This is a genomic window from Microbulbifer echini, from assembly GCF_041447225.1.
GTDB classification, from domain to species: domain Bacteria; phylum Pseudomonadota; class Gammaproteobacteria; order Pseudomonadales; family Cellvibrionaceae; genus Microbulbifer; species Microbulbifer echini.
The window spans coordinates 94,441-118,841 of sequence record NZ_JBGMEL010000006.1 but is presented as its reverse complement, the minus strand read 5'-3'; the positions used below and the strand labels follow the sequence as shown (position 1 = coordinate 118,841).

General features: G+C 51.6%; 19 protein-coding genes. 13 read left to right on the top strand and 6 right to left on the bottom strand.

Going from position 1 to position 24,401, the window contains the following annotated elements:
• Positions 1 to 111: 111 nt before the first annotated feature.
• Entirely contained in the window at positions 112 to 2,391 is a 2,280-nt protein-coding gene (gene clpA / locus ACCI51_RS07800; protein WP_299581147.1) for an ATP-dependent Clp protease ATP-binding subunit ClpA, read from the top strand.
• Between the two features lie 92 nt (positions 2,392 to 2,483).
• On the opposite strand, the gene infA is transcribed toward clpA, so the two are convergent.
• The 4 genes from infA to trxB form a co-directional block, all read right to left on the bottom strand.
• Positions 2,484 to 2,702: a translation initiation factor IF-1 gene (gene infA / locus ACCI51_RS07795; RefSeq protein WP_252465869.1), complete on the bottom strand. Its 219-nt coding sequence runs from the start codon at positions 2,700 to 2,702 to the stop codon at positions 2,484 to 2,486.
• 126 nt (positions 2,703 to 2,828) lie between these two features.
• Positions 2,829 to 3,548 (bottom strand): arginyltransferase, encoded by a 720-nt coding sequence (locus ACCI51_RS07790; protein WP_371843201.1) that lies wholly within the window; start codon positions 3,546 to 3,548, stop codon positions 2,829 to 2,831.
• Positions 3,541 to 4,233, bottom strand: coding sequence for a leucyl/phenylalanyl-tRNA--protein transferase (aat, locus tag ACCI51_RS07785; protein WP_371843260.1), 693 nt, complete (start codon positions 4,231 to 4,233; stop codon positions 3,541 to 3,543). The genes ACCI51_RS07790 and aat overlap by 8 nt, the downstream gene beginning before the upstream one ends.
• 94 nt (positions 4,234 to 4,327) lie before the next feature.
• Complete coding sequence (gene trxB / locus ACCI51_RS07780; protein ID WP_299581156.1) at positions 4,328 to 5,272, bottom strand: thioredoxin-disulfide reductase; 945 nt, start codon at positions 5,270 to 5,272, stop codon at positions 4,328 to 4,330.
• 425 nt (positions 5,273 to 5,697) lie between these two features.
• On the opposite strand from trxB, the gene ACCI51_RS07775 reads away from it, so the two are divergent.
• From ACCI51_RS07775 to ACCI51_RS07740, 8 genes are all read left to right on the top strand, one after another.
• Positions 5,698 to 6,735 (top strand): class I SAM-dependent methyltransferase, encoded by a 1,038-nt coding sequence (locus ACCI51_RS07775; protein WP_371843200.1) that lies wholly within the window; start codon positions 5,698 to 5,700, stop codon positions 6,733 to 6,735.
• Positions 6,736 to 6,867: 132 nt separating this feature from the next.
• A complete protein-coding gene (locus tag ACCI51_RS07770; RefSeq protein WP_371843199.1) occupies positions 6,868 to 9,210 on the top strand; it encodes a DNA translocase FtsK in 2,343 nt (780 codons plus the stop codon).
• Positions 9,211 to 9,286: 76 nt separating this feature from the next.
• On the top strand, positions 9,287 to 9,898 hold the full coding sequence (gene lolA, locus ACCI51_RS07765; protein WP_371843198.1) for an outer membrane lipoprotein chaperone LolA: 612 nt from the start codon (positions 9,287 to 9,289) through the stop codon (positions 9,896 to 9,898).
• Positions 9,891 to 11,234, top strand: coding sequence for a replication-associated recombination protein A (locus ACCI51_RS07760; protein WP_299581168.1), 1,344 nt, complete (start codon positions 9,891 to 9,893; stop codon positions 11,232 to 11,234). Before lolA ends, ACCI51_RS07760 begins: the two co-directional genes overlap by 8 nt.
• 18 nt (positions 11,235 to 11,252) lie before the next feature.
• The gene (gene crcB, locus ACCI51_RS07755; RefSeq protein ID WP_299581170.1) at positions 11,253 to 11,627 is read left to right on the top strand and encodes a fluoride efflux transporter CrcB; all 375 of its coding nucleotides are present in this window, start codon (positions 11,253 to 11,255) and stop codon (positions 11,625 to 11,627) included.
• 52 nt (positions 11,628 to 11,679) lie between these two features.
• Entirely contained in the window at positions 11,680 to 12,963 is a 1,284-nt protein-coding gene (gene serS / locus ACCI51_RS07750) for a serine--tRNA ligase (RefSeq protein WP_299581172.1), read from the top strand.
• An 89-nt stretch (positions 12,964 to 13,052) separates the two neighbouring features.
• On the top strand, positions 13,053 to 14,438 hold the full coding sequence (cysG, locus tag ACCI51_RS07745; protein ID WP_371843197.1) for a siroheme synthase CysG: 1,386 nt from the start codon (positions 13,053 to 13,055) through the stop codon (positions 14,436 to 14,438).
• 102 nt (positions 14,439 to 14,540) lie between these two features.
• Positions 14,541 to 14,804, top strand: coding sequence for a hypothetical protein (locus tag ACCI51_RS07740; RefSeq protein ID WP_299581177.1), 264 nt, complete (start codon positions 14,541 to 14,543; stop codon positions 14,802 to 14,804).
• A gap of 74 nt (positions 14,805 to 14,878) precedes the next feature.
• Here the strand turns inward: ACCI51_RS07740 and ACCI51_RS07735 are convergent, their stop codons facing one another.
• Positions 14,879 to 17,236 carry a penicillin acylase family protein gene (locus ACCI51_RS07735; RefSeq protein WP_371843196.1) on the bottom strand — a complete coding sequence of 786 codons (2,358 nt, stop codon included), beginning with the start codon at positions 17,234 to 17,236 and terminating at the stop codon, positions 14,879 to 14,881.
• A 294-nt stretch (positions 17,237 to 17,530) separates the two neighbouring features.
• Between ACCI51_RS07735 and ACCI51_RS07730 the strand changes: the two genes are divergently transcribed.
• From ACCI51_RS07730 to ACCI51_RS07715, 4 genes are all read left to right on the top strand, one after another.
• Entirely contained in the window at positions 17,531 to 20,083 is a 2,553-nt protein-coding gene (locus ACCI51_RS07730; RefSeq protein ID WP_371843195.1) for a TonB-dependent receptor, read from the top strand.
• Positions 20,084 to 20,271: 188 nt separating this feature from the next.
• Complete coding sequence (gene egtB / locus ACCI51_RS07725) at positions 20,272 to 21,555, top strand: ergothioneine biosynthesis protein EgtB (protein WP_371843194.1); 1,284 nt, start codon at positions 20,272 to 20,274, stop codon at positions 21,553 to 21,555.
• 1 nt (position 21,556) lies between these two features.
• Positions 21,557 to 22,525: an L-histidine N(alpha)-methyltransferase gene (gene egtD / locus ACCI51_RS07720; RefSeq protein WP_371843193.1), complete on the top strand. Its 969-nt coding sequence runs from the start codon at positions 21,557 to 21,559 to the stop codon at positions 22,523 to 22,525.
• A gap of 184 nt (positions 22,526 to 22,709) precedes the next feature.
• Positions 22,710 to 23,039 carry a DUF411 domain-containing protein gene (locus ACCI51_RS07715; RefSeq protein WP_371843192.1) on the top strand — a complete coding sequence of 110 codons (330 nt, stop codon included), beginning with the start codon at positions 22,710 to 22,712 and terminating at the stop codon, positions 23,037 to 23,039.
• A 46-nt stretch (positions 23,040 to 23,085) separates the two neighbouring features.
• Here the strand turns inward: ACCI51_RS07715 and ACCI51_RS07710 are convergent, their stop codons facing one another.
• Positions 23,086 to 24,327 carry an ArsB/NhaD family transporter gene (locus tag ACCI51_RS07710; protein WP_371843191.1) on the bottom strand — a complete coding sequence of 414 codons (1,242 nt, stop codon included), beginning with the start codon at positions 24,325 to 24,327 and terminating at the stop codon, positions 23,086 to 23,088.
• Between the last annotated feature and the right edge of the window lie 74 nt (positions 24,328 to 24,401).

Genomic DNA, 24,401 nt, shown 5'->3' with positions numbered 1-24,401 from the left:
CAAGGGCCCCGTCACCTGAAGGGAGTCAGCCAGGAGATAGACGCCGGCAAAGGGTGCGCGCCTACCAGCGGAGTCGGCGGGAAATATTGGCGATTAGGGTTTGAGGTTTAAATGCTCAGCAAGGACTTAGAGGTAACGCTCAATCTGGCGTTCAAAGGTGCGCGAGCGAAACGGCACGAATTCATGACTGTGGAGCACCTGCTACTAGCGCTCCTGGATAATGAGTCAGCCGCTGACGTGTTGCATGCCTGTGGAGCCGACCTGAGTGCATTGCGCCGCGAACTACTGGAGTTTGTGGATTCCACCACGCCATTGATCCCGGAGGCCGACACCGATCGCGAGACCCAGCCCACACTCGGTTTTCAGAGGGTCCTTCAAAGGGCCGTTTTCCATGTTCAGTCCTCGGGCAAAAAAGAAGTGACCGGGGCCAATGTGCTGGTGGCTATTTTCTGTGAACAGGAAAGCCAGGCAGTTTACTATCTGAAGCAACAGAGTGTTGCGCGCATTGATGTAGTCAATTACATCACCCATGGGATTTCCCGTGTCGGATCCAGTGGCAACAATCATCATCACGGCTCTGACACCGCAGCAGAGCAAGTGGAAGAGGAGATTACGACTGGTACTGAGCCCGGAGGTTCGGACCCCTTAGAGAGCTACGCCACCAACCTGAATCAGGAGGCGATCCTCGGTCGTATCGATCCTCTAGTCGGGCGTGGCCCAGAAGTAGAGCGAGTCACTCAGGTACTTGCGCGACGCCGTAAGAACAATCCTTTGCTGGTTGGTGAGTCCGGTGTTGGCAAAACTGCGATCGCTGAAGGGTTGGCCAGGCGTATAGTGGATGAAGATATCCCCGAGCCGCTGAAAGATAGCACTATCTACTCCCTTGACCTCGGCTCTCTTCTCGCTGGAACCAAGTACCGCGGCGATTTTGAAAAGCGCTTTAAGGCCCTGTTGGCAGAGCTAAAAAAGCGTGAGCACGCGGTTCTGTTTATTGATGAAATTCATACGATTATTGGAGCCGGCGCAGCATCTGGTGGCGTTATGGACGCCTCCAACCTGCTCAAGCCGCTACTTTCCAGCGGCCAGCTTCGCTGCATTGGCTCCACCACTTTTACTGAGTATCGTGGCATTTTTGAGAAAGATCGCGCGCTTTCTCGTCGTTTTCAAAAAATTGATGTCAGTGAGCCCTCCGTAGAGGAGACCGTGCAGATACTGCAGGGCCTCAGGAGTTGTTTCGAAGATCACCACAAGGTTCGCTTCACAGACGCGGCCCTTGACGCAGCAGCTCAGCTTTCCAGTCGTCATATCACCGAACGTTTCCTGCCGGATAAGGCGATCGATGTGATTGATGAGGCGGGAGCCTACCAGTCTCTGCTGCCACTTGGAGAGCGTACAGAGGTGATTGGTATCGGTGAAATTGAGGCTGTGATTGCCAAGATGGCCCGAATTCCCGCCAAGAGTGTCTCCGCATCGGATAAAGAGCAGCTGGCGAGACTCGATGACAATCTCAAGATGGTTGTATTCGGCCAAGACAGAGCCATTGAGGCCCTGAGTACGGCAATTAAGCTCAGCCGTGCTGGGCTCGGTGCGGAAGAGAAGCCCATTGGCTCCTTCTTGTTCTCTGGCCCAACTGGTGTCGGCAAGACCGAGCTGTGCCGCCAGCTGGCCAAGGTCATGGGCATCGAGCTGATCCGCTTCGATATGTCCGAGTACATGGAACGACATACAGTTTCCCGGCTGATCGGTGCACCTCCGGGTTATGTTGGCTTTGATCAGGGCGGGCTTTTAACCGATGCGGTGACCAAGCATCCGCACAGTGTGGTATTGCTCGATGAGATCGAGAAGGCCCACCCGGAAGTCTTTAATCTGCTTTTGCAGGTGATGGATCACGGAACCCTGACAGACAATAATGGGCGCAAGGCGGATTTCCGCAATGTGATCCTGATTATGACTACGAATGCCGGGGCTGAGCTGATGAGTCGTCGATCGATCGGCTTCTCCAGTCAGGATCACTCTTCCGATGGTATGGAGGAGATTAAAAAGATGTTTACCCCGGAGTTCCGCAACCGTCTCGACAGCATTATCCAGTTCGGTTCCCTGCCGTTGGATGTCGTTAAGACTGTGGTCGATAAGTTTATCGTTGAGCTGCAGGCACAGCTGGACGATTCCCGTGTGACTCTGATCGTGGATGATGAGGCGCGCGAGTGGCTGGCGGTTCGTGGTTACGATGAGAAGATGGGGGCCCGTCCCATGTCTCGCTTGATTCGGGATAAGCTGCGCAAACCTCTAGCGGAGTCTGTTCTCTTTGGGGAGCTGGCAGAGGAGGGTGGTCGTGTCGTGGTGGTGATAGAGAATGATGAGCTGTCGATACAAACGGCGGTGCCCGCCTGAGCAGGTACGAAAGCCCACCAAAAAAGCCACCTTACGGTGGCTTTTTTGTATCCCGGCAAATTACCCCTGAAGGTATCTGCCTGGCGAGCTAATTAGCGAGCGCGGTAAGTAATGCGGCCTTTGCTCAGGTCGTAGGGGGTAAGTTCCACCTTGACCTTGTCGCCAGTGAGAATGCGAATGTAGTTTTTGCGCATTTTTCCTGAGATGTGCGCAATGACCACGTGTCCGTTTTCCAATTTTACTCGGAAAGTGGTGTTTGGCAGGGTGTCGACCACCTCACCTTCCATTTCAATATAATCGTCTTTTGCCATGCGGCAGCAACCTTCAAATAACTTGATCAGACCTTTACCCCGGAGGCAATCTTGCCTAGCCGCGGCTCGACGGGCGAGCATTTTGCACGAAAAGACTGAATAGAGCAAAGGGCGCGTGCGTTGGGGTTACAGAGACTTCAGACTCCAGCGGTTTTCTGTAAGCATTTCGATCGGCCGGAACTGACTTTTGTAAGCCATTTTATGGCACTGCTCGATCCAATAACCCAAATAGAGGTTCGGCAGGCCGAGCCGTCGGGCCCACTCAATCTGGTAGAGAATGCAGTAACTACCGAGGCTGCGCTTGTCCTCATCGGGGTCGAAGAAAGTATAGATGGCCGATAGACCCGCTGTGAGCAGGTCAGTGACCGCTACAGCGATTAACCGCCCGCGCGCGCGCAACTCAATATAGCGCGTCGCTCCCCAGGCTGGGCTCAGGAAGCTGCGGTATTGTTCACGACTTGGGGGGTACATTTCCCCATCGGCGTGGCGCTGCTCAATGTAGCGTGCGTAGAGCTCGTAATGCTCATCGGTATCTATGGACTCAATATGAAATATATCCAGGTCTTTGTTGCGCTTCCAGCAACGGCGTTGGTTACGATCGGGCACGAATAGGCCCACTGGCACACGTGCGGGCACACAGGCTCTACATGAGGCGCACTGTGGGCGATACAGGTAGGCGCCACTGCGACGGAAGCCGAGCTCTGACAACCGGTTGTACAGGCGCTGATCTACCTCTGTCTGTGGGTCCACAAACACGGTAGTGGCCTCCCGGTCCGGCAGGTAACCGCAGGGGTGGGGCAGGGTTGCCAATAGACGGACTGAGTCGAGCTGAGAATATTTACCCATAAGTCCACAAAAGCTTCCAGGGCTGTGGAAAGGCGGGCTGTGCCAGGCCGCTTTCCAGTAAGTGTTCGAAATCCTTACGACACATTTCAATGGCTCCCAGGCTGCTCAGGTGCGGATTGCTCACCTGGCAGTCGATCAGTGTGCACCCCCACAATTCTAATTGGCGAACGAGGTGGACAAAAGCGACTTTGGAAGCATCTGTTTCTCGATGAAACATTGATTCACCAAAAAATACCTGACCGATAGAAATGCCATAAAGCCCGCCAACCAGTTTTTCATCTCGCCAAACCTCGACGGAGTGGGCATGGCCCAGGTGGTACATATCGATATAGGCTTCGGCCATTTCTTCCGTGATCCAGGTACCATCCTCCTCGGCTCTTGGCGCGCGGCAGCCTTCCACGACCCGTTCGAATGCTTGGTCAAATGTGGTGGTAAAAGTACCCCGGCGCAGTGCTTTACGCAGACTGCGGCCAATACGAAAGTCTTGGGGAATCACGACACAGCGAGGCGAGGGGCTCCACCATAGGATTGGCTGATCCTCTGAGTACCAGGGAAATATCCCGCGGCGGTATGCGGCCAGTAACCACTCTGGGGTGAGGTCGCCGCCGGCTGCCAAGAGTCCATTGGGGTCCTCAAGGGCTGATTGTGTGGATGGGAAATCGATTTGGGTGTGGTCGAGCCACATCAGGCGGCTTTGGTTATTCCGTGCCACGAACTGATACCTGTCCTGGAAGGCTGGGGAGGTCGGGTGGCCTTAAGGCCACCCGGAGGACTAGCGATTACTGGGCGTCGAGGAAGCGCTCAGCATCCAGGGCGGCCATACAACCGGTGCCAGCGGAAGTGACGGCTTGGCGGTAGATATGGTCGGAAACATCGCCCGCGGCAAAAACACCGGGAATTGAGGTCTGAGTGGCATTACCTTCGAGACCACTTTGAACGAGAATGTACCCTCCGTTCATTTCCAGCTGCCCCTCGAAGATACCGGTATTCGGCTTGTGGCCGATTGCAATGAATACACCGGAAACGTCCAGTTCCTTGGTGGAATCATCCTGGGTGCTGCGAAGGCGCAGGCCGGTTACGCCATTATCATCCCCGAGAACCTCATCCAGGGCGTGGTGCCAGCAAACATTGATATTGCCGTTTTCCACTTTATCCATCAGGCGATCCTGCAGGATTTTCTCTGCGCGAAGCTCATCACGACGATGGATAAGGGTGACTTCACTGGCGATATTGGAGAGGTAAAGTGCCTCTTCAACCGCGGTGTTGCCGCCGCCAACAACAGCGACTTTCTGGTCGCGGTAGAAAAAGCCGTCACACGTCGCACAGGCACTGACACCGCGGCCCTGGAAGGCCTCTTCAGAGGGTAGGCCAAGGTATTGGGCAGAGGCGCCGGTGGCGATAATCAGCGCATCACAGGTGTAGGTTTCATTGCCTTTCAGGGTGAACGGGCGGTTTTTCAGATCAACAGATTCGATGTGATCAAAAATAATTTGAGTGTCGAAGCGTTCGGCGTGCTGTTGCATTTGAACCATCAGGTCGGGACCCTGCAAATCCGCAATACCACCTGGCCAGTTTTCTACTTCGGTCGTGGTGGTCAGCTGCCCACCTTGTTGCATACCGGTGATGACTACCGGATTCAAGTTGGCGCGGGCGGCATAGATCGCCGCTGTGTAGCCAGCGGGGCCAGAACCGAGAATGATCAGTCGATGATGGTTGTTGCTCATGAAGCTCTCTTTAAACCTGTCTGTGTACAAAGTTTATCCAGTGGACTGTGTGTCCACCTAGCCGGCCATTTTTTGATCAGCCAAAGCTATTAGATTGGGCGATATAATAGGCGATTGTGACAGCTCGACGAAATAGTTTGCCTCAATTTGTGCCATTGGAAAGTGCTATTTCGGTTGATGTGGGTCCTCTAAAGCCCATCCTTCAAATCGAATCCACATGCGAAAGGGCATTAAATTCTGGTCTTAATTCCTTGTTTTTTTAGTGAAAAATACCTGGAGAAAATGTTGTTAGTTAATGTGAAGTGGGGGGCGGGGTAGTTATAAAGTAACTGTACTTAGTCAAAAGAGGGCTCGGAGGAAGTATTTCCACCCTTCAGGTAGACAATCAGATGCTGGGTGGACAACTACGGCCAATGGGCAAAGCCATGCGGCAAGGTAGAAAGATTGTGCCCTTAAATCTGGACTGTGATTTGGTCGGGCATCCCACGTTTACATTTAGCCTGAGTAAAGAGGCGCAGGTATTTGCTTCCGAAATCCTGGATGATACGTTTTCCTTGAAGTTATCCATTGATCTAGGACCGGAGGGCGGCCATTTGGCCAGTTTGCACGGTCCACCCGATCTGGTTGAGTTGTTCTCAACCCTTCAGTTGCAGGTCAGGTGCGATATTGTGGCAGATGGGTACAATGTGCTCGACCAAGACGCTTTAGATACTCCTGAGGTTTCATCGGAATCGAGAGGCAAGTTGCTTGAAGCGCTTGACCTTTGTGATGGCGATAGAGTGTTGGATTTGATGTGTGGGAGCGGCACAACCAGCCAGGTACTCCTGGAATATGCTGAGGAGAGCGCGATCGGGATCTCTCTCAGCATGTGCGATACCCACTATTCTCAGCTGCGCCGAATAGATCCAAAAGTGCGTGAGGGAGCTGTCGATATTACGCTGGGGGATGCCAGGGCACTGCCTTATGAGACGGAATCTTTTGATGTGGTGCTACTCAAAATGGGATTGCATGAAGTCCCCCAATTAGATCAACCACTGGTAATGAGGGAAGTTTTTCGCATCTTGAAAAAGGGTGGGCGCTTTATTATTTGGCAATTGCTGCCAACCACCGGTGTTTGGCAGGATGTTTTTACAGATATTGTACGAAAAACCAGCATGTTGGCTCGCTGTGAATCCCAAGCCTTCAATCGCTACTTCCCTAGAGATGATCAATTAACCTGGCTTTTTAAAAATGCGGGATTCGCGGAATACGAGCAAATTTTTAAAGTTGATTTTTCCTATAGTACCCGGGCTAGACTGGATGCTGAATTGGCGGGAGATTCCAGCAAGCTGGAAATATTGAATAACTTTGCTCGCGACAGGGCGCCTCAAGAGGTGCGCGACTCGGCACTCTGGCGGGATACTGGCGAGGATATTTTGCTGAAAGTCCCGGCCTGTATTTATCGCACATACAAACCGTTGTAAATCAAAGATAATTGGGCTGGCGATAAGAGCTTACTCTGGTAGCCGCCCTCTTTGAACGTGGAATGGTAACGGGTGTGGGGCAAGCAATTGCCGGAGTAATAAAGTAATAACAAAGTATATTGAGGTAAGCCATTGAAGGCCGAGAGCGCAACCCAAGAAAACTCTGAGAAGAGCGGTGCATTGCCGGGTTCACTCGTCGCCCGCCTGGTTCGCGAGGGAGCATTAATCAGTCTGCTCGCGGGCGCACTGCTGCTGGGGATCAGCTTGTTAAGTTACGATTCCCAAGACCCCGGTTGGTCTCATACCGGGCAGGCTGGGCAGATTCATAATGCTATTGGTCCGGCTGGGGCCTGGCTCGCTGATGTCTGTTTATCCTTGCTGGGCTGGATGGCTTATCTGTTCCCTGTGCTGATCGGCTTACGCGCTTATAGGGTCTTGCGCGATCGCAATGCGCGCTTTCATGCCCCCCTGTTTGCGCTCAGAGTTTTTGGTCTGATACTGCTGTTGATCAGTGGTGCTGCCATAGCAACTCTGTGCTTTTCACCTGCAGACAATCCCCTGCCTTTTACCAATGGTGGAATTATTGGAGGCGCTCTATCGGGTGCCCTTGAGGGTAGCCTTGGTTATGTGGGGGCAACGATTTTACTCTTGGCAATTTTTGCCATTGGTACCACGGTGTTCACCGGCCTTTCCTGGCTTAAGCTGGCGGAGTCCATCGGTCGTAATGTGCTGGGTATGCTCGCTTGGCTGGGGAGTTACTACCAGCAATGGCGTCGGAAACGCACTGAGCAACGGGTCGCACGGGAGGCCATAGTTGTGCGCAAAGCTGCTGTCGAGGAAGAAAAGCAGCGCACAGCGAAGCGAATCCCACCGAAGATTGAAGCGACGGCGCCGAAGCCAAAGCAGAGCCCCCGTGTAGCCAAGGAGAAGCAAGGTGAGCTGTTCAAGGCTGGGGAGGTTACCGGAACTCTGCCGCCTTTGGGGTTGCTCGACCCCTCCGACCAGAATAAAAAACCGGGCTTCTCACGAGAATCCCTCGAGGCGCTCTCACGTTTGTTAGAGTTGAAGCTCAAGGACTTTGGTGTGGTGGCCGAGGTTGTGTCGGTACTGCCGGGCCCAGTGGTAACCCGTTTTGAAATCCAGCCGGCACCGGGGGTCAAGGTCAGCAAGATTTCTAACCTGGCTAAAGATCTGGCTAGGTCCCTGGCGGTAATCAGTGTGCGGGTGGTGGAAGTGATACCGGGAAAATCGGTGGTGGGGATCGAGATTCCCAATGAAAACCGCCAGATGGTGCGCCTCAGTGAAGTACTTTCCGCGGACGTTTATGAAAATGCCAAATCACCGCTGACCCTAGCGCTCGGACACGATATCTCCGGGCAACCGATAGTGGCAGACCTTGCCAAGATGCCCCACTTGTTGGTTGCCGGTACCACAGGCTCGGGTAAGTCGGTAGGTATCAACGTTATGTTGCTCAGCCTACTGTATAAGTCGACCCCCGATGAGGTTCGCCTGATCTTGGTTGACCCAAAAATGTTGGAGTTGTCGGTGTATGAGGGGGTTCCCCATCTGCTCACCCCGGTGATTACCGATATGAATGATGCCGCCAATGGTTTGCGCTGGTGTGTGGGTGAGATGGAACGGCGCTACAAATTAATGGCGACCATGGGGGTGCGCAACCTGGCGGGCTTTAACCGCAAGGTGAAAGAGGCCGAAGAGGCCGGTGAGCCGATTCTCGATCCTCTCTGGGAGGCAGATCCTGCATCCAGTGTTCCACAGGAGGAGCAGACCGCGCCCGCGCTGAAGCCCCTGCCAGCAATCGTTGTTGTTATCGATGAATTTGCTGACATGATGATGATTGTCGGCAAAAAGGTTGAGCAGTTGATTGCCCGTATTGCACAGAAAGCCCGCGCTGCAGGAATTCATTTGCTACTGGCTACTCAGCGGCCCTCGGTGGATGTGATTACCGGCCTGATCAAAGCGAACGTGCCCACCCGGATCGGTTTTCAGGTTTCTTCCAAAGTGGATTCACGCACAATTTTGGATCAGGGTGGAGCCGAGCAGTTACTCGGCCACGGCGATATGCTTTATCTGCCCCCAGGTAGCGGTGTGCCTGTGCGGGTCCACGGCGCCTTTGTGGATGATCATGAGGTACACAAGGTAGTTGCAGACTGGTCGCGTCGAGGGAAGCCCGATTTTATCGATGGAATTATCGATGACAGCAATAACAGCATTCCGGTACCCGGCCTGCAGTCGGAAGGTGGTGAAGAAGATGATCCAGAGTCAGATGCTCTCTATGATGAAGCTGTCGCCTTTGTCACCAAGTCGCGCAAGGCCTCTATTTCTTCCGTACAGCGCCAGCTTCGCATCGGCTACAATCGCGCCGCGCGCATGATCGATACCATGGAGGCTGCCGGAGTTGTTTCGCCTGCAGGGCATAATGGCAATCGTGAAGTGCTGGCTCCTCCCCCCGCTTAAGGGGGAGGAGCAGTTAAGCTAAGGTTCACTTGCCGGTGGCTAATCTTTAAGGAAATCAACACACTGGAAATCAATGATGAAGAACATTCTACGCAGTTTCCTGGCAGCTTTTACGGTTGTGGCCAGTGCAGCTTGGGCTGATGCCACCGATGATCTCGGCAAATTACTGCATCCACTGGCCTCTCTTTCCGGCGATTTTCAGCAGACCTTGATTGATGAACGCGGCAAGGTGTCGCAAAAAAGTAATGGCAGTTTTTCCGTGCAACGTCCGGGTAAGTTGCGCTGGAAAACGGGTGAGCCCTACGCTCAGCTCCTAGTCACTAACAACAAAACCCTGTGGCTCTATGACCCAGACCTTGAGCAAGTCACTGTGCGGCCGGTGGATGCACGTATGAAGGAGACTCCAGCACTATTGCTCGGTGGCAAGGTTGGGGAGATTCGCAATTCTTTCAGTGTGGTTTTCAAAGAGGGCGCGTACCAGCTGACTCCGAAAAACCCTAAGGCGCCCTTCAAGGCTATGGAAATTCACTTTGCCAAAGATGGTCTGCCTGCAAAAATGTTAGTGCGTGACAGCATGGGGCAAACTACTGAGATTAAATTTAGTGGTGTGAAAGCAAATCCTAAACTCTCCGCCTCTATCTTCAATTTTAAGCCGCCAGCTGGTACAGATATAATCAAAGATGAGTGATCTGTTTCAATCCCCACAAAGACACCAACCTCTGGCCGCGAGGATGCGGCCCGATTCTCTGGCCCACTATGTGGGCCAGTCGCATTTATTGGGGAAGGGTAAACCTCTGCGCGAGGCGGTTGAGCGCGGTCAACTGCATTCGATGGTCCTGTGGGGGCCTCCGGGGGTTGGTAAAACGACATTTGCCCGGCTGCTCGCACAAGAGTGTGATGCGCGCTTCACCACCCTCTCCGCTGTTCTGGCCGGGGTGAAAGATATTCGCCAAGCCGTGGCTGAGGCCGAGCAACACAGAATACAATCCGGTCGCAATACCATCCTTTTCGTGGATGAAGTTCATCGCTTCAACAAGGCGCAACAGGATGCCTTTCTCCCTTATGTTGAAGAGGGTACGGTGACCTTTGTTGGCGCCACTACCGAAAACCCGGCTTTCGAGTTAAATAATGCGCTGCTGTCCCGCTGCCGGGTGTATTTACTGCGCAGTATTCCTGAGACGGATTTATTCGGTTTGTTGCAATATGCCTTGCGGACCGACGATCAATTGCTGGCGCGGGATGTCAGCGTTCCCGAGGATGTATTAAGCAAGATTGCACGCGCTGCCGATGGAGATGCGCGCAGCGCTTTAAATCTGCTGGAGGTGGCTTGTGATCTCGCCAGGGAGGAGGGCGCCAGGTTGGTTGTGGACGAAGAGGTTCTCAGCGAGGTTCTCAGTGCTGATGTACGCCGGTTCGATAAGGGGGGTGACTACTTCTACGACCAGATCTCGGCCATGCACAAATCTGTACGAGGCTCCGATCCCGATGCTGCACTCTATTGGTTTGTGCGCATGCTCGATGGTGGCTGTGATCCCTTGTATGTTGCCCGCCGGGTGGTGCGTATGGCCAGTGAAGATATTGGTAATGCCGACCCGCGCGCGCTGCAGTTGGCTTTAAGTGCCTGGGATGTGCAGCAGCGCCTTGGCAGCCCCGAAGGAGAACTGGCAATCGCCCAAGCTATCACCTACCTGGCAGTCGCCGCCAAGAGTAACGCGGTTTATAGTGCCTATAAACGCGCGGTGGCTGACGTGCGACGGGAGCCCAGCTACGAAGTGCCGATTCATTTGCGTAATGCGCCCACCAAACTGGCGAAAAGCCTGTCGCACGGCGCTGAGTACCGCTACGCCCACGATGAGCCCGATGCTTTTGCTGCGGGGGAAAACTATTTCCCCGAAGAAATTGCCGATCGGCAGTATTACCAGCCAGTTGGTCGAGGGCTGGAGTTAAAAATTTCGGAGAAATTGCAGGCGCTGCGCCGCCTTAACAGTGAAAGCCCTCACCAACGCTATAAAAACAAACCCTAGGACAGAGGGGCAGAAAGAATGCAGTGGTTGGCCATCGCCATAGGTGGTGCCTTGGGGGCAATCCTTCGTCACCTGATAACCATTTGGTGCTACCCGGTGTTTAACGGCAAGTTCCCGCTGGGTACATTGCTGGTGAATGTGTTGGGGTCATTTCTGATCGGCATTGCTTATATATTGATTACTCATAGAGCAATGCTAGGGGAGGAATGGCGCCTACTATTAATGACAGGCATGTTTGGAGCGCTGACCACCTTTTCTACTTTCTCCCTAGAGAGCCTGATACTGTGGCACAATGGCCAGCCTTTGTTGGCCCTTGTCTATATTGTCAGCAGCCTTATTTGCTGCCTTGCGGCCACCGGAGCTGCAGTCGCATTTGCGACGCGTTATTTTTAACCAATATTCTAAATTTTGTTGTAGGAGCCTGATTACAGGCGAACTGGAAACGATGCTCGATCCCAAACTGATTCGCACGGATATGGACCAGGTGGCCGCGGCCCTGAAAAAGCGCGGTGTAGAACTGGATACTGCCAAATTGGAAACCCTCGAGGAGCGCCGTAAAGAGCTGCAGGTGCGCACCGAGAGTTTGCAAAACGAGCGCAATAGCAAATCGAAAAATATCGGTCGAGCCAAAGCCGCCGGTGAAGATATTGCGCCTCTGCTGAAAGAAGTGGAGTCCCTCGGTGGTGAATTACAAAACGCCAAGCAGGCGCTGTCTGAATTGCAGGAAGAGCTGGATTCGATTCTGTCAGCGATTCCCAACCTACCGGACACCTCTGTACCGGAAGGCAAAAGTGAAGATGACAATGTAGAAGTGCGTCGCTGGGGCCAGCCGCGCTCTTTTGATTTTGATATCAAGGACCATGTGGATCTGGGTTCTCACCTCGGTGGTCTCGATTTCGAAATGGCAGTAAAGCTTACCGGTTCGCGCTTTGCTGTGATGACCGGTGAGGTGGCGCGCCTGCATCGCGCGCTTGCCCAGTTTATGCTCGATACCCATATAGAAGAGCACGGTTACAAAGAGACCAATGTGCCGGTGATTGTGAATAGCGATTCACTCTATGGCACTTCTCAGTTGCCGAAGTTTGAGGAAGATCTCTTCAAGCTAAGTGATGAGCGCGATTTCTACTTGATACCCACCGCGGAAGTGCCGCTTACCAATATGTATCGCGACCATATTGTTGAGGCTGGAGAGAGCCTGCCACACAAACTGGTGGCGCACACGACTTGCTTTCGTTCCGAGGCGGGTTCTCACGGTCGCGATACCCGCGGCATGATTCGCCAGCACCAATTTGAGAAAGTGGAGTTGGTATGGGTAACGCGCCCGGATCAATCTGAGGAAGCCCTTGAGACTCTGACGCAAAATGCGGAAACCATTTTGCAGAAACTGAACCTGCCCTACCGCACGGTAGTGTTGTGTGGTGGTGATATCGGTTTTGCTGCACGCAAGACTTACGATATAGAGGTCTGGATTCCATCCCAAGATAAGTACCGGGAAATCTCCTCATGCTCTCTGGTGGGGGATTTTCAGGCGCGCCGTATGAAAGCCCGTTGGCGCAACCCGGACACCGGTAAGCCGGAGTTGGTGCATACCCTCAATGGCTCCGGCCTCGCCGTGGGCCGTACCCTGATCGCGGTGTTGGAAAACTATCAGCGTGAGGATGGCAGCATCGAGATACCCGAGGTGCTGCGCCCTTATATGCGCGGTCAGGAAGTCATCTCTGCTTCCTAAGGGCTTTGTTTCAAAGGGCGGACTTATTGTTCGCCCTTTTTTCTTTGTAGGGTGGCAGTTTATCCACCTGCTTGTTTATGGATTTAGACGTGCGCTACCTTCCTCTCGCTTTTGATGTTAAAGACCGCCCCTGTCTAATCATTGGCGGCGGCTCTATAGCCACTCGTAAGGCTCGTCTTTTACAAAAAGCGCGTGCTCGAATAGTGGTGGTATCACCGGATATCACTAAGGAATTGCACCAGATGGTGATTGATTCCAGCGGTGAGTGGCACCGGGCAACTTACTCTGCCGAATATCTGGACCTGGCAGATCTGGTGATAGCCGCAACGAATAGCGTTGCAGTGAATGGCAGTGTATCCACTGATGCCCGGGAGCGTCGCCTCCCGGTAAATGCCGTGGACGCTCCGGAGTTATGTACTTTTACTTTTCCTGCGATTGTTGAGCGTGGAGATCTCTCCATCGGTATCAGCAGTGGGGGAGCGGCACCGGTTCTGGCGCGGCGCATTCGCGCTCAGCTTGAGGCGCTGCTTTCGCCAGGGCTGGCATCTCTGGTAGATCTCGCGGCGCGGATGCGCTCGAAGGTGAAAGCGTCATTGCCCGAGGCGAGGCGCAAAAATTTTTGGGAGTGGGTTTTTGCCGGACCCGTTGCCCGCCGGGCCGAAGCGGGTCAGCTGGAGAATGCGGAGAAGGAAATTTTGGCTGCCTTGCAGGACTGGCAGGGGAGTCCCAATCCGATTGGAGAGGTCTATCTGGTTGGCGGCGGTCCGGGAGATCCCGACCTACTGACTTTCCGTGCATTGCGGCTGATGCAGCAGGCAGATGTTGTGCTCTACGACCGTTTGGTGTCTCCAGAGGTTTTGGATCTGGTACGGCGCGATGCGGAGCGCATCTATGTCGGTAAAAGAAAGGCATTCCACGCTGTACCCCAGGACGGTATCAATCAACTGCTGGTAGACCTCGCCCTGCAGGGAAAGAAAGTGTTGCGGCTGAAAGGTGGTGACCCTTTCATCTTTGGCCGGGGTGGCGAAGAGATCGATAAGCTCGCCGATGCTTCAATTCCTTTCCAGGTGGTGCCGGGTATTACAGCGGCGGCTGGTTGCGCCAGCTATGCGGGGATTCCACTGACCCACCGGGACCACGCTCAGTCGGTGCGGTTTATTACTGGCCATTTAAAAGAGGGCAGCCTCGACCTACCGTGGGGAGAGTTGGCCTCCGGGAGCCAGACATTGGTCTTCTATATGGGCTTGACCGGCTTAGAGAAAATTTGTGCAGAATTGGTGCGTCATGGTTTGCCAGTGGGAACACCGGCAGCACTGATAGAGAAGGGTACCACCCAGGCGCAGAGGGTAATTATCGGTGATCTTAATACGTTGCCTTCACTTGCCGAGGAGAAAGCCGTGCGTGCACCCACCCTCACAATCATCGGTGGTGTTGTCAGCTTGCATGAAAAACTGAATTGGTACCAGGCGGGCTAGGGTAATTCAGTGGGTCTTGAGGAGTGGCCGCAATTTCTGATACCGCCCCTCTCGACCGGCAGAATCTATACTGAAGAGGTCTTTCCGTCAGGTGTCTGTGCCATGCTACTGGCGATTGTCTGCTTTTATTGCACTAATTTTGTGCGATTTTTTCTCCCCCAGCAGCAGGAGCTTCCGCTGTTAGGCCATTTGGATTGTGATACGCGCCGCTATAGTTACCAGTATCGCCAAAAGAAAGATCTGGTGCGCTGGCTCTGGATTGGCGCCTCACTGCTCATGCTGTGTTTTCCTCTTTTACCGTTTGTGCTCGGGCTCACTTTTTTTACCGCCTTTCTGTCCTTCGCAATACTCGATGAAACCGCTTGATGCTGGATTCCCAGTTACTAAAGCGGTATGAGGGCGTGCTGAATGATGGAAGCATCAAGCTGGGAAGCCGGCAATTATTGAAGTGTGAGTTGGTAGTGGCTTTCGCCCTCCATCAAGGGGGAAGGTTTCCCCTCTACCCAGTTTAGATGGCCGCTGTCAAAAAATGAGGATAGCGGGTGGCTGCTTTGGCCGGTCGCCATATGAAAAATCCCTCGATCCTCTCGTCCAGGGGAGACCACCATTCTTTCGGAGGCGCCGTGGGTGGGTGACTGGAATCTCGGCATATGGGTGTCTCCCGACAATTGGTCGCGGGGCATGGCGGTAAACCAGTTTATGGCAGAAAATGCTCTCGCCAGTGGGTGTTGAATGGATGCGGTGTTCTGTTGGCCCCAGGTTTGCTGTTTCAGAGGGTGTCCATCAGCCGACATTTGATCCAGTACTTGATTGAGTGCGGCCAGTTTGAGAGCGGTCCAGGATTCAAAGTCAGGATTTAGCAGGTGTTGTGGTTCTTCTTGAGCGAGTGTCCAGATCGGATACTCAAATTGGCGTTTTAACTGGCCAAAGGAAAAGCGCGGTTGGGATTTCCGCATATAGGTAAGGATTGGGGCGGTACTTAGTGTCATAAACTGCAAGCGGTAGTTGCGGACGATACGATATCCAACGGAGTCTGCACTGGCTCGCCCCCCCCAATTGCGCACCTGATCATAAACCTCTGTGTAGCCCTCCCGGTCTTGCAGGAATTCCGAGAGGTGTTGTTGCCAGCGCTGTAGGAAGATGGCCCTATCGTCCAGCTGGATATCGAGCAGGTCCTGTTCATCAAATTGCTCGCCCGCGAGCAAGCTATCGCGAATTTGCTGTTGCCGGGCCCCAAGGGCATAACCGTGATCGCCTATTGTCTTTAGCCAGTCGCCATTGACTGTGCGGGCATTGGCACTCCAAAGCCGATGGGAGCTTGGATTGTCAATTCGTGGTTGCTCTTCAGCGGAGAGGTAACCGTCCCAGTAGGCTTTACCTTCGGCCCAGCTAACCGAACGACTGCCATCGAAACCAACACGCCTGGGGATAGCTCCGGCAATTGTCCAGCCGATATTGCCTTTCCGGTCACCCACAACAAAATTCTGGTGTGGGATGCCGATTTGAGGACCCAGGTCCAAAGCCTGGCTGGTTGTCGTGACAGACTCCATGCGCAATAAATTCATATTACCACCGGGCATATCGTGTGCGACCCAGCGATAAACCAGGGGAGTCCCGCGGTGATTTGTGCCGATAACAGGTCCCCAGATGGTTTTTTCCACCACGACAAGTTCGTCGGGGGCGCCCTTTACCTTAATAGTTTCCTGTTCGATGGCTAAATCTCTCCAGCCGTCAGGGGTGAGATATTGCGTACCATTTTGGTTCAGTTCCAGGGGGATGAGGTCGCCCCAATCTCCCCCAGTATTGGTAAACCCCCAAGCGATCGCACCATTGCTTCCCGCCACAATGATCGGACCGCCCGGCAAGGTGACACCGCGAATGTGTCTATCGGTGTTGGGTATGTTCCAGCCTGCACGAAACCAGATATTGGGTACACTCAGCCCCAGATGCATGTCATTGGCGATGATCGCTCCGCCATGCTCTGTTAGTGCTCCACCGACAGCCCAATTATTACTTCCGTAAACTTTGTCGTCGCTTTCCATTGTCTGGTAGACAATTGGATCAGCTTTACCGAGCAGGGAAGAGATTGGTGTTTCGGGGAGTGGGCCGGCGGGTTCTGATTTACCAATCAGGGGAGCATCCCAACTACCTCCAGCAGGAAAATAGAAGGTATAGAGATCTTGCGGCAATAATTCAGCGACGGCAGTGTCGCGCCGCTCAAATTTTCCCTCTTCACTTTGTAAGGTTAAATACATACTAAAGGTTGTCAGTAGGCTGTCGGCGGCATTCCAAGGCCTGGGCTCCTGTCCTAAAAGCAAGTACTCCCATGGCCGGGTGCCCAATTCAAGCAGGCCAAAATTAACTCCGCGTACATAGTGCTCCAATAGTTGGCGCTGTGCCTCGGGCATGGCATTAATATTTCTTTCTGCCCGTTTGCGGAATTGATGGCGGCGTACTTTTTTATCTTTTCTCAACGCGGCTGGGCCAACTAATTCGGCCAATTCGCCAGCAGAGCTGCGCCTCAACAAGTCCATCTGGAAGAACCGCTCTTGGGCGTGTAAAAAACCCAGAGCGAAGGCTGAACTATTGCGATCAGTGGACTGAATCATTACAACACCCTGGTCATCGCGGTGGATAACCGCGGGCTGAATGATTTTTCCGGTATCTAGATGCCCTTCCAGGATTGGTAAACTTTGCCTCCACCAGAGCCAGATTGTAAGGATGGTAAGTGCGGCGAATGCTACTACTACGAGTAGTAAGCGCAAGATTCGACTATTCAAGTAAGACGGGCGCGCCATAATTTTTCCTGTGGGCTGGTTATTTTAATAAACGCCAGATAAATCGGTCTCCGCTGTTACAGCGGTTAAGCAAGTTACTGGAGAACACAGGTTGGTAACTTTTCGTGACGGTAATGAATATACATTTTCGCCTATTAACCTGTCTTTTTACGCAATCCTTCACAAAACTGACTAGTCAAAAGAAAAAGGTCATAACGGGGTTTTAAATCCAAAAATGCAACCGTAAGATGGCGTGGAATAACAAAAAGAATAAACCAAAACATCACGCTGTATAACAATAAACGCGAGGACGCGATGATGCACGATGTTGGTAGCACTCCAAAAAACCGTCAATTTAACCTATCCATCCTCTCTGGGACCATTGCCTTCCTTACTGCGGTAAGCGGTGGTTTACACGCCGCGGAAATCGAGGAGGTTGTCGTTACGGCACAAAAACGCGCGGAAAATCTGCAGGAAGTTCCTATCGCGATCTCTGCATTTTCGGGTGAAAATATAAAAGAGTCTGGTGTCAAAAATCTGACGGATTTGGGGAGATATACGCCAGGTGTCGAAATGCATAACGATACCGCCTTGCAACCAACGTATAGTATTCGTGGTATTCAGACAAACGATTGGACAGTGGGATCAGATCCGGCGGTTGCCGTCTATGTGGATGGCGTGTATACCGGCCGCGGAGCTGGTGCCGAAATTCCGCTGACCGATATTGAGAGGGTTGAGATTCTCAAAGGACCACAGGGAACTTTGTTTGGGCGAAATGCAACGGGCGGTGCGATTCATATTATTACGAGCAAGCCCCAGGCTGATAACTCCATAGAATTGAATCTTACCGCTGGTAACTATGGGCGCCAGTCCTCCGACCTGCTTTTTAATCGCCAGCTGAACGATAATTTGTTTGCGCGTTTTTCAGCCTCGACCAATCGCCGCGATCCCTTTGCAGATAATTTAGCCGGTGGATTCTCGGTGGGAGACCAGGATACCAAAACCTACCGTGCGTCGGTCCTGTGGGAACCTTCAGATGATACCGAGGTGCTGTGGCGAGCGGACTATGGCGTAATGGATCAAGGGAGTGCCTTGCGCACAACCATAGTGCCAAGTTTAAAAGTGGGGACCGATGTATTTGGTGACTATGCCCTGGACACCCCAACAATTGAAGACAGGGATGCCTTTGGAACGTCCCTAACAGTCAGCAAAGATTTCGATAGCTTTACCTTCACCTCCATCACTGCCTACCGTAAATTTGATGCGCACTTGCAGCAGGATGAGGATGGCACTGCCAATCCGGACCATATGTTTGGGTCGGCGAATACCGACGATCAGAGCCAGTTTTCGCAGGAGTTTCGTCTTAACGGGGCTACCGATAATATCAAGTGGACTCTGGGGGCTTCCTATTCCCAAGAGGAGCTGGATCATACCACCTACGCCTATTTCACGACGGGCTCTATTGAATCCTTCGCTATTTATGAAGGGGTTAAAGCACTTTATCCAGAGCTCACTCAGACGGAGCAGGAAGATCTGGCCGTTATCAATCGCCAGCTCTTACAGTCGCTCGGTCAGGAAGGTATTGCTAGTGCGACTTTTGTTTATGACCTGATGTTGCAGAGAGGGCAGGTGGATGAGTTACTTCTAGCCCTTGGGGCACCGGACTATGTTTCTGGCAGCATGCTCAATCCGGAGGATGTCGTAGCGCAGATGATGGCAGGTTTCCAGCCCTGGATAGCCTCCGACGCGCCTTGGAATGAGAGTGTGCGCAACACGGGAGATTACCGCTCCACGGCTATCTACGGCGATATGACTTGGAGCATTTCCGATAAAATGGATCTGACGGTCGGGGCTCGCTACACCTACGATAAGAAAGATTTCACTATCCAGACCGCCTATGGCAATAGTATTCCCTTGTCATTGTCGGGTGGGGAAGTCGGGCTCGTCGATGGAGACGGCAACGCGGTCGGTACAATGACCCTGCCGCCAATTGACCTGGGTTCAGAGCTTTTTGGTATTGCCTTTTATAACAATGGTCAAACACAGCTGAACTCTAAGTTAAGTGATAGCTGGAGCGATATTTCTGGGCGTATTGTGTTGGATTATCGCTGGACGGAAGAGATGATGACCTATATCTCTCTGGCTGATGGTTTTAAAGCCGGTGGATTTAACAGTCTCAATTTTGGTCCGGGTGTCGAGTCCTCCTTCGACCAGGAGGATGTGGTCAACCTGGAAGTGGGCCTCAAGAGCAATCTGTTCGATAACCGCGTGCGCCTGAATGCATCTGTTTACGCCTATGAGTATAAAAACCTTCAGGAACTGGATCTGGTGGGGGTTCCCATCCCCAGCTACAACCTGAGAAACGCTGATGCTGAAGGCACTGGCGCAGAGGTGGAAGTTCAGTGGGCCGCGACAGATAGCCTGTTTATTGCTGGAAATTACTCCTATTTGGATACCGAATTCACGGACTACCAGATTATTGAGGTAATCGGGGAGACTGAAGCGGATTCTAAGGTTGGCCAAGCAAGGGTTTCTACCCCTGAGAGTAAGTTCAATTTGATGGCGGAGTACACCGTCGATTTAGCTTCTGGTGGTGAATTTATTTTCCGTGGGGATTATAACTGGACGGATGAGCGCATCGGTTCAATCACCGATAGAACCCGTATAGTCGATGATTATCAGTTATTTAATTTGCGTGCCGCTTGGAACAGCGCCTCAGATAATTATTCTATGGCGCTCTGGGTTCAGAATCTGACCGATGAAGAGGTTGCTGGAGGCTATGGCGGTACGGGTGCGGCTATCGGTGCTAGTCCGGCGTGGCGCTTTATGCCGAGAATGTACGGTGCCGATTTCACTGCGCGATTTTAATTCATTATACATGTCAGCATGATGAGAGTGTGGGCCGGTTTACCGGCCCTTTTTTTTGCGTGGAGTCTCCTCTCAGAAATAAACTGGCGGGAATAGGCTCGTATAGGTCGGCAAGGTCTTAGGAATACGCCTAAAACTGCGTATGATGATTTTAATAGAACTGAATTCCATCGTATTCGATTATTGATATGACAATATTTGCAGCCGAGGTATCTCTGGATGAGGTACGGCAACAGGTTCTTACAGCTTATCTAAGAGTGCGGGGGGAGACAGAGCATCTTGCTGCGCCGTTATCTGCTGAGGATATGCAACTGCAGTCGATGCCAGATGCCAGTCCTGCAAAGTGGCATCTGGCGCACACCAGTTGGTTTTTTGAAACCTTTATTCTCGCTAACTTCCAGCCTAAATATCAGCTCTTTGATCCAGTTTTTCACCATCTGTTTAATTCTTATTACAATAGTCTGGGAACCCCCTATTCCCGACCACAGCGAGGCCTAATCTCCCGTCCGAGTATAGAGCGCGTCTACGCCTATAGGCAGTTTGTTGATACTGCGATGGAACGGTTGCTTCGTGAGCACGCCCTTTCACCAGCCCTCAATGCGTTGATCGATCTCGGGCTCAATCATGAACAGCAGCACCAGGAATTGTTGCTTACGGATATAAAGCACGCACTCTCATTGAACCCAATGGCGCCCTCTTACAGCGATAGCCTACCAGAGGACGAAGTCGATAATATCGATAGGTTACGCTGGCTAGAAATTCCTGGTGGCTTTTATGGTATCGGTAGTGATGGGGAAGACTTCTTTTTTGATAATGAAGGGCCTGTACATCAGCAGTCTCTACCTGGTTTTTTTATAGCCTCGCGTTTAGTCAGTAATGATGAATACCTAGCGTTTATTGAAGACGGAGGTTATCAAAAGCACAGGTTATGGCTGTCTGATGGCTGGTCACTGGTACAACAGCACAGGCAAAGTCACCCTATGTATTGGCGGGAGACAGCGGACGGTTGGCAGCAATATACTTTGCATGGTTTACAGCCTATTAATCTGCTCGAACCCGTTCATCACTTATCTTTTTACGAGGCGGATGCCTTTGCAACCTGGGCCGGTAAGAGACTGCCTACAGAGTTTGAATGGGAGGCGGCTGCCTGCCATCTGCGTCAGTTGAATCAATTTGCCAGTGCTAACCTGCTTGAAAAGCGCTATTTGAAGCCTTTGCCTGCCCAAAACGGTCAGACTCAGTTTCTGGGCGACCTTTGGGAGTGGACCTCTAGTGCCTATTTGCCGTACCACGGTTATAAGGCGCACAAGGATGCGGTTGGTGAATACAACGGTAAATTCATGTGTAATCAGAAGGTCTTGCGTGGAGGTTCTTTTGCAACACCGGCAGACCATATCCGAATCAGCTATAGGAATTTCTTTTACCCACATCAAGCGTGGCAATTTACCGGTATCCGCTTAGCAGGAGACTAATGTGAAAGCAGCCTTATCGTCCGTTCCAGAAAATCAGCACCAGAATAGTGAGTTTCTTCGCGATGTGCTGAAGGGCTTGGGGGGTAAAAGGAAGACACTGCCCTGCAAGTATCTGTACGACGAACTTGGATCACGGCTTTTCGAAGAGATTTGTGTGGCTAAAGATTACTACCTTACGCGCACAGAAGCTGAGATATTCTCGTCCTCTCTCAGTGAAATAGCACGTGAGATTGGTCCTGGAGCTTTGCTAGTCGAACCGGGAGCGGGCAACTGTGAAAAAGTAGAGCCTTTACTCGCTGCACTGGAGTCTCCAAGAGGCTACTGCCCAATAGATATTTCACCTGAAATTTTACAGGGTGCGGAGTTGAGGATTAAAAAGGGGTTGCCTGATCTGCAGGTGTGGAGTGAAGTAGGTGACTTTACTCAATCAATGGTTTGGGACAAATTAACGTATATTCCTTCACGTAAACGTGTTGTATTTTTCCCGGGATCGACGATAGGTAACTTTGAGCCCTTGGAGGCAGAGCGTTTATTGGAATCATTTGCATCCAACTTGAGCTCTGGCGATGGGCTACTTATAGGAACTGACCTGGTGAAGGATTCGGTGGTTCTGGAGCGCGCTTATAATGATAGCGATCATGTTACCGAAAAATTTAATTTGAATATTTTGCACAGGATCAATTGTGAGTTGGAGGCAAATTTTGATTTATCGTTGTTTGCTCACCGCTCGTTTTATCATTCTTTACGTCATCGTGTCGAAATGCACCTAGTGTGTCTTAAAAGTCATAGTGTTTCGATAGCCGGAACAAGAGTAGATTTCTTGGAGGGCGAGACTATCCACACTGAAAACAGCCATAAATACTCGGTCGATGGTTTTAACAGGTTGTTGTCACGCAGTGGGTTTGAACCGGTTTGCCGGTGGTTGGATTCAGCAGAAACCTATGCGATGCATTATGCTCAAGCTATCTAGGCTCTATAGGGTATGGTTAAAAATAATCATACCAGTTTTGTTTTTCACTTTTTTTCCTGTTGGGGCCATATCGGAAGAAAGTGCCGATAGTTCCGCTCCCCTCGTTGTTTACAAACATCCACTTTGCTTTTGTTGTAAAAAATGGGTTGCTCACCTAAGGGAGAGTCATTTCAAGACCGCCTCGGTGTTCAAAATAGATATGCAGGCAGTGAAGCGTAAGTGGGGTATACCCCGGGGGATGGAGGGATGCCACACGGCGGTATGGAAAAATCGCTATGTGTTTGAAGGCCATGTACCGGCTTCGTACGTTCAGGGTTTTCTCGCTTCCCCTCCAGAGGGAGGGGTGGGGTTGATAGTAACAGGGATGCCAGTGGGAAGCCCTGGCATGGAGGATGGAGATAAGTTCGAACCGTACAATATTTACCTATTGCTTCAAGGCGGTGACTATCGTTTATATGCTCGTATTGAAAGTCTGGACGATACTGGTATTACTTATTCTTCGAAAACCCTGTAGTTCAAGCAGTGCCTATCTTAGATGGTGGTATGCCTCTTCTTGTTCACTAAGAGGCATACCAGGTAATCCAAAAATAACTCACTAATACGCTAATAATGCTTACTGGTAGCATCAAAAAGAAGAACTGCCAGAAGTTAAAAGGTTTGACACCAAACTTTTCTGCCTGCTGCAACACAATGACATTACTCGCGGCACTGATGATAAAAAGATTGCCTGCAACAGTCGATATCGCAGAAAGCATCATGAGTGTTTGAGTATCACGTTCCTGCAACAAGTTAAGGTATATCTCAACGACTGGCACATTGGAAAATAGTTGGCTTGCGAAGAAGCTTACAAAGGCGACGGTTTCGGGTTCCGCCAGATCAATGTTACTCACCTTTAGGAAATGTTGTAGAGAACCAGATTGCAGTAGTGATCCGGTTACCACAAACATGGAAATAAAAAAGAATAGGGTGGGCCAGTCTACTTCCCTTAGTATGCGTCTGCGTTCATGGCTTGCGATATAGATGGGTAGGCAGGCCGCTAAACCAATTTGTCCGATGGTAGGGTGATATATCCCATCTACATTGTGCAATATGCTCGCAAGAAAAATAAAAATTAGGAGTAGAGCCGCTGATAAAAGCGCAGGCCATTTTTGGGTAAGGGCTTTTTCTCCTTTGTAATCCTTCGTGGCCTCATAGTTGATGATGTCACTGGTTTTGAAAAAGCGCTTTAACCATATCATGGATAAAAACATGGTGATCAAAGCGGGAATAAAAATCCACTGGCCGAAAACAACAAACATGTTTTCGAAGTTTCCGGCATTGGCGATCAGTATGTTTTGCGGATTGCCTACCGGGGAAATCATGCTGCCAATAGTCACCGTTGCACATAGGGTGATCAGTAGAGGAATCAAGCCCCATTTCATATTTTTCGCAAGTACGATTGCAATCGGTACACCAATAACAGCGGCTGCATCATTGGTCAGAATGGCGGCACATACTGCCATAACGATAATATAGCTTGTCAACACTAAACCAGGACTTTTGACCGAAAGAATACGCTGGCTGATTTGTGCAGATATTCCCGTATCGTATAGGGCGGAGGCTATTGAGAAGACAGAGAACAAGTAAAGTATCAGATCCCAGTCTATGGCGAAGAAGGCATCTTTTAGGCTGATTTGACGCATGAATAGCAGGGCAATCGCCCCCAGAGTCATGATATGCCATATACGTATTGTCGAAGGTAGCCACTGGCGTGCGGCAATCAATATGAAAATAATTGCCGACACAATCAGGCTGATTGACATGGGAGCAACCTCGGATTTGATCCCTGGCAACTGCTACTCTGAATATCGATACTCGGTTCTTCTGCTAAGTGCAA

Excerpts from the sequence above, each read along its gene's own strand:
- clpA (WP_299581147.1), top strand. The coding sequence starts at position 112 with ATGCTCAGCAAGGACTTAGAGGTAACGCTCAATCTGGCGTTCAAAGGT.
- infA (WP_252465869.1), bottom strand. The coding sequence starts at position 2,702 with ATGGCAAAAGACGATTATATTGAAATGGAAGGTGAGGTGGTCGACACC.
- ACCI51_RS07790 (WP_371843201.1), bottom strand. The coding sequence starts at position 3,548 with ATGGGTAAATATTCTCAGCTCGACTCAGTCCGTCTATTGGCAACCCTG.
- aat (WP_371843260.1), bottom strand. The coding sequence starts at position 4,233 with ATGTGGCTCGACCACACCCAAATCGATTTCCCATCCACACAATCAGCC.
- trxB (WP_299581156.1), bottom strand. The coding sequence starts at position 5,272 with ATGAGCAACAACCATCATCGACTGATCATTCTCGGTTCTGGCCCCGCT.
- ACCI51_RS07775 (WP_371843200.1), top strand. The coding sequence starts at position 5,698 with ATGCGGCAAGGTAGAAAGATTGTGCCCTTAAATCTGGACTGTGATTTG.
- lolA (WP_371843198.1), top strand. The coding sequence starts at position 9,287 with ATGAAGAACATTCTACGCAGTTTCCTGGCAGCTTTTACGGTTGTGGCC.
- ACCI51_RS07760 (WP_299581168.1), top strand. The coding sequence starts at position 9,891 with ATGAGTGATCTGTTTCAATCCCCACAAAGACACCAACCTCTGGCCGCG.
- crcB (WP_299581170.1), top strand. The coding sequence starts at position 11,253 with ATGCAGTGGTTGGCCATCGCCATAGGTGGTGCCTTGGGGGCAATCCTT.
- serS (WP_299581172.1), top strand. The coding sequence starts at position 11,680 with ATGCTCGATCCCAAACTGATTCGCACGGATATGGACCAGGTGGCCGCG.
- ACCI51_RS07740 (WP_299581177.1), top strand. The coding sequence starts at position 14,541 with ATGCTACTGGCGATTGTCTGCTTTTATTGCACTAATTTTGTGCGATTT.
- ACCI51_RS07735 (WP_371843196.1), bottom strand. The coding sequence starts at position 17,236 with ATGGCGCGCCCGTCTTACTTGAATAGTCGAATCTTGCGCTTACTACTC.
- ACCI51_RS07730 (WP_371843195.1), top strand. The coding sequence starts at position 17,531 with ATGATGCACGATGTTGGTAGCACTCCAAAAAACCGTCAATTTAACCTA.
- egtB (WP_371843194.1), top strand. The coding sequence starts at position 20,272 with ATGACAATATTTGCAGCCGAGGTATCTCTGGATGAGGTACGGCAACAG.
- ACCI51_RS07710 (WP_371843191.1), bottom strand. The coding sequence starts at position 24,327 with ATGTCAATCAGCCTGATTGTGTCGGCAATTATTTTCATATTGATTGCC.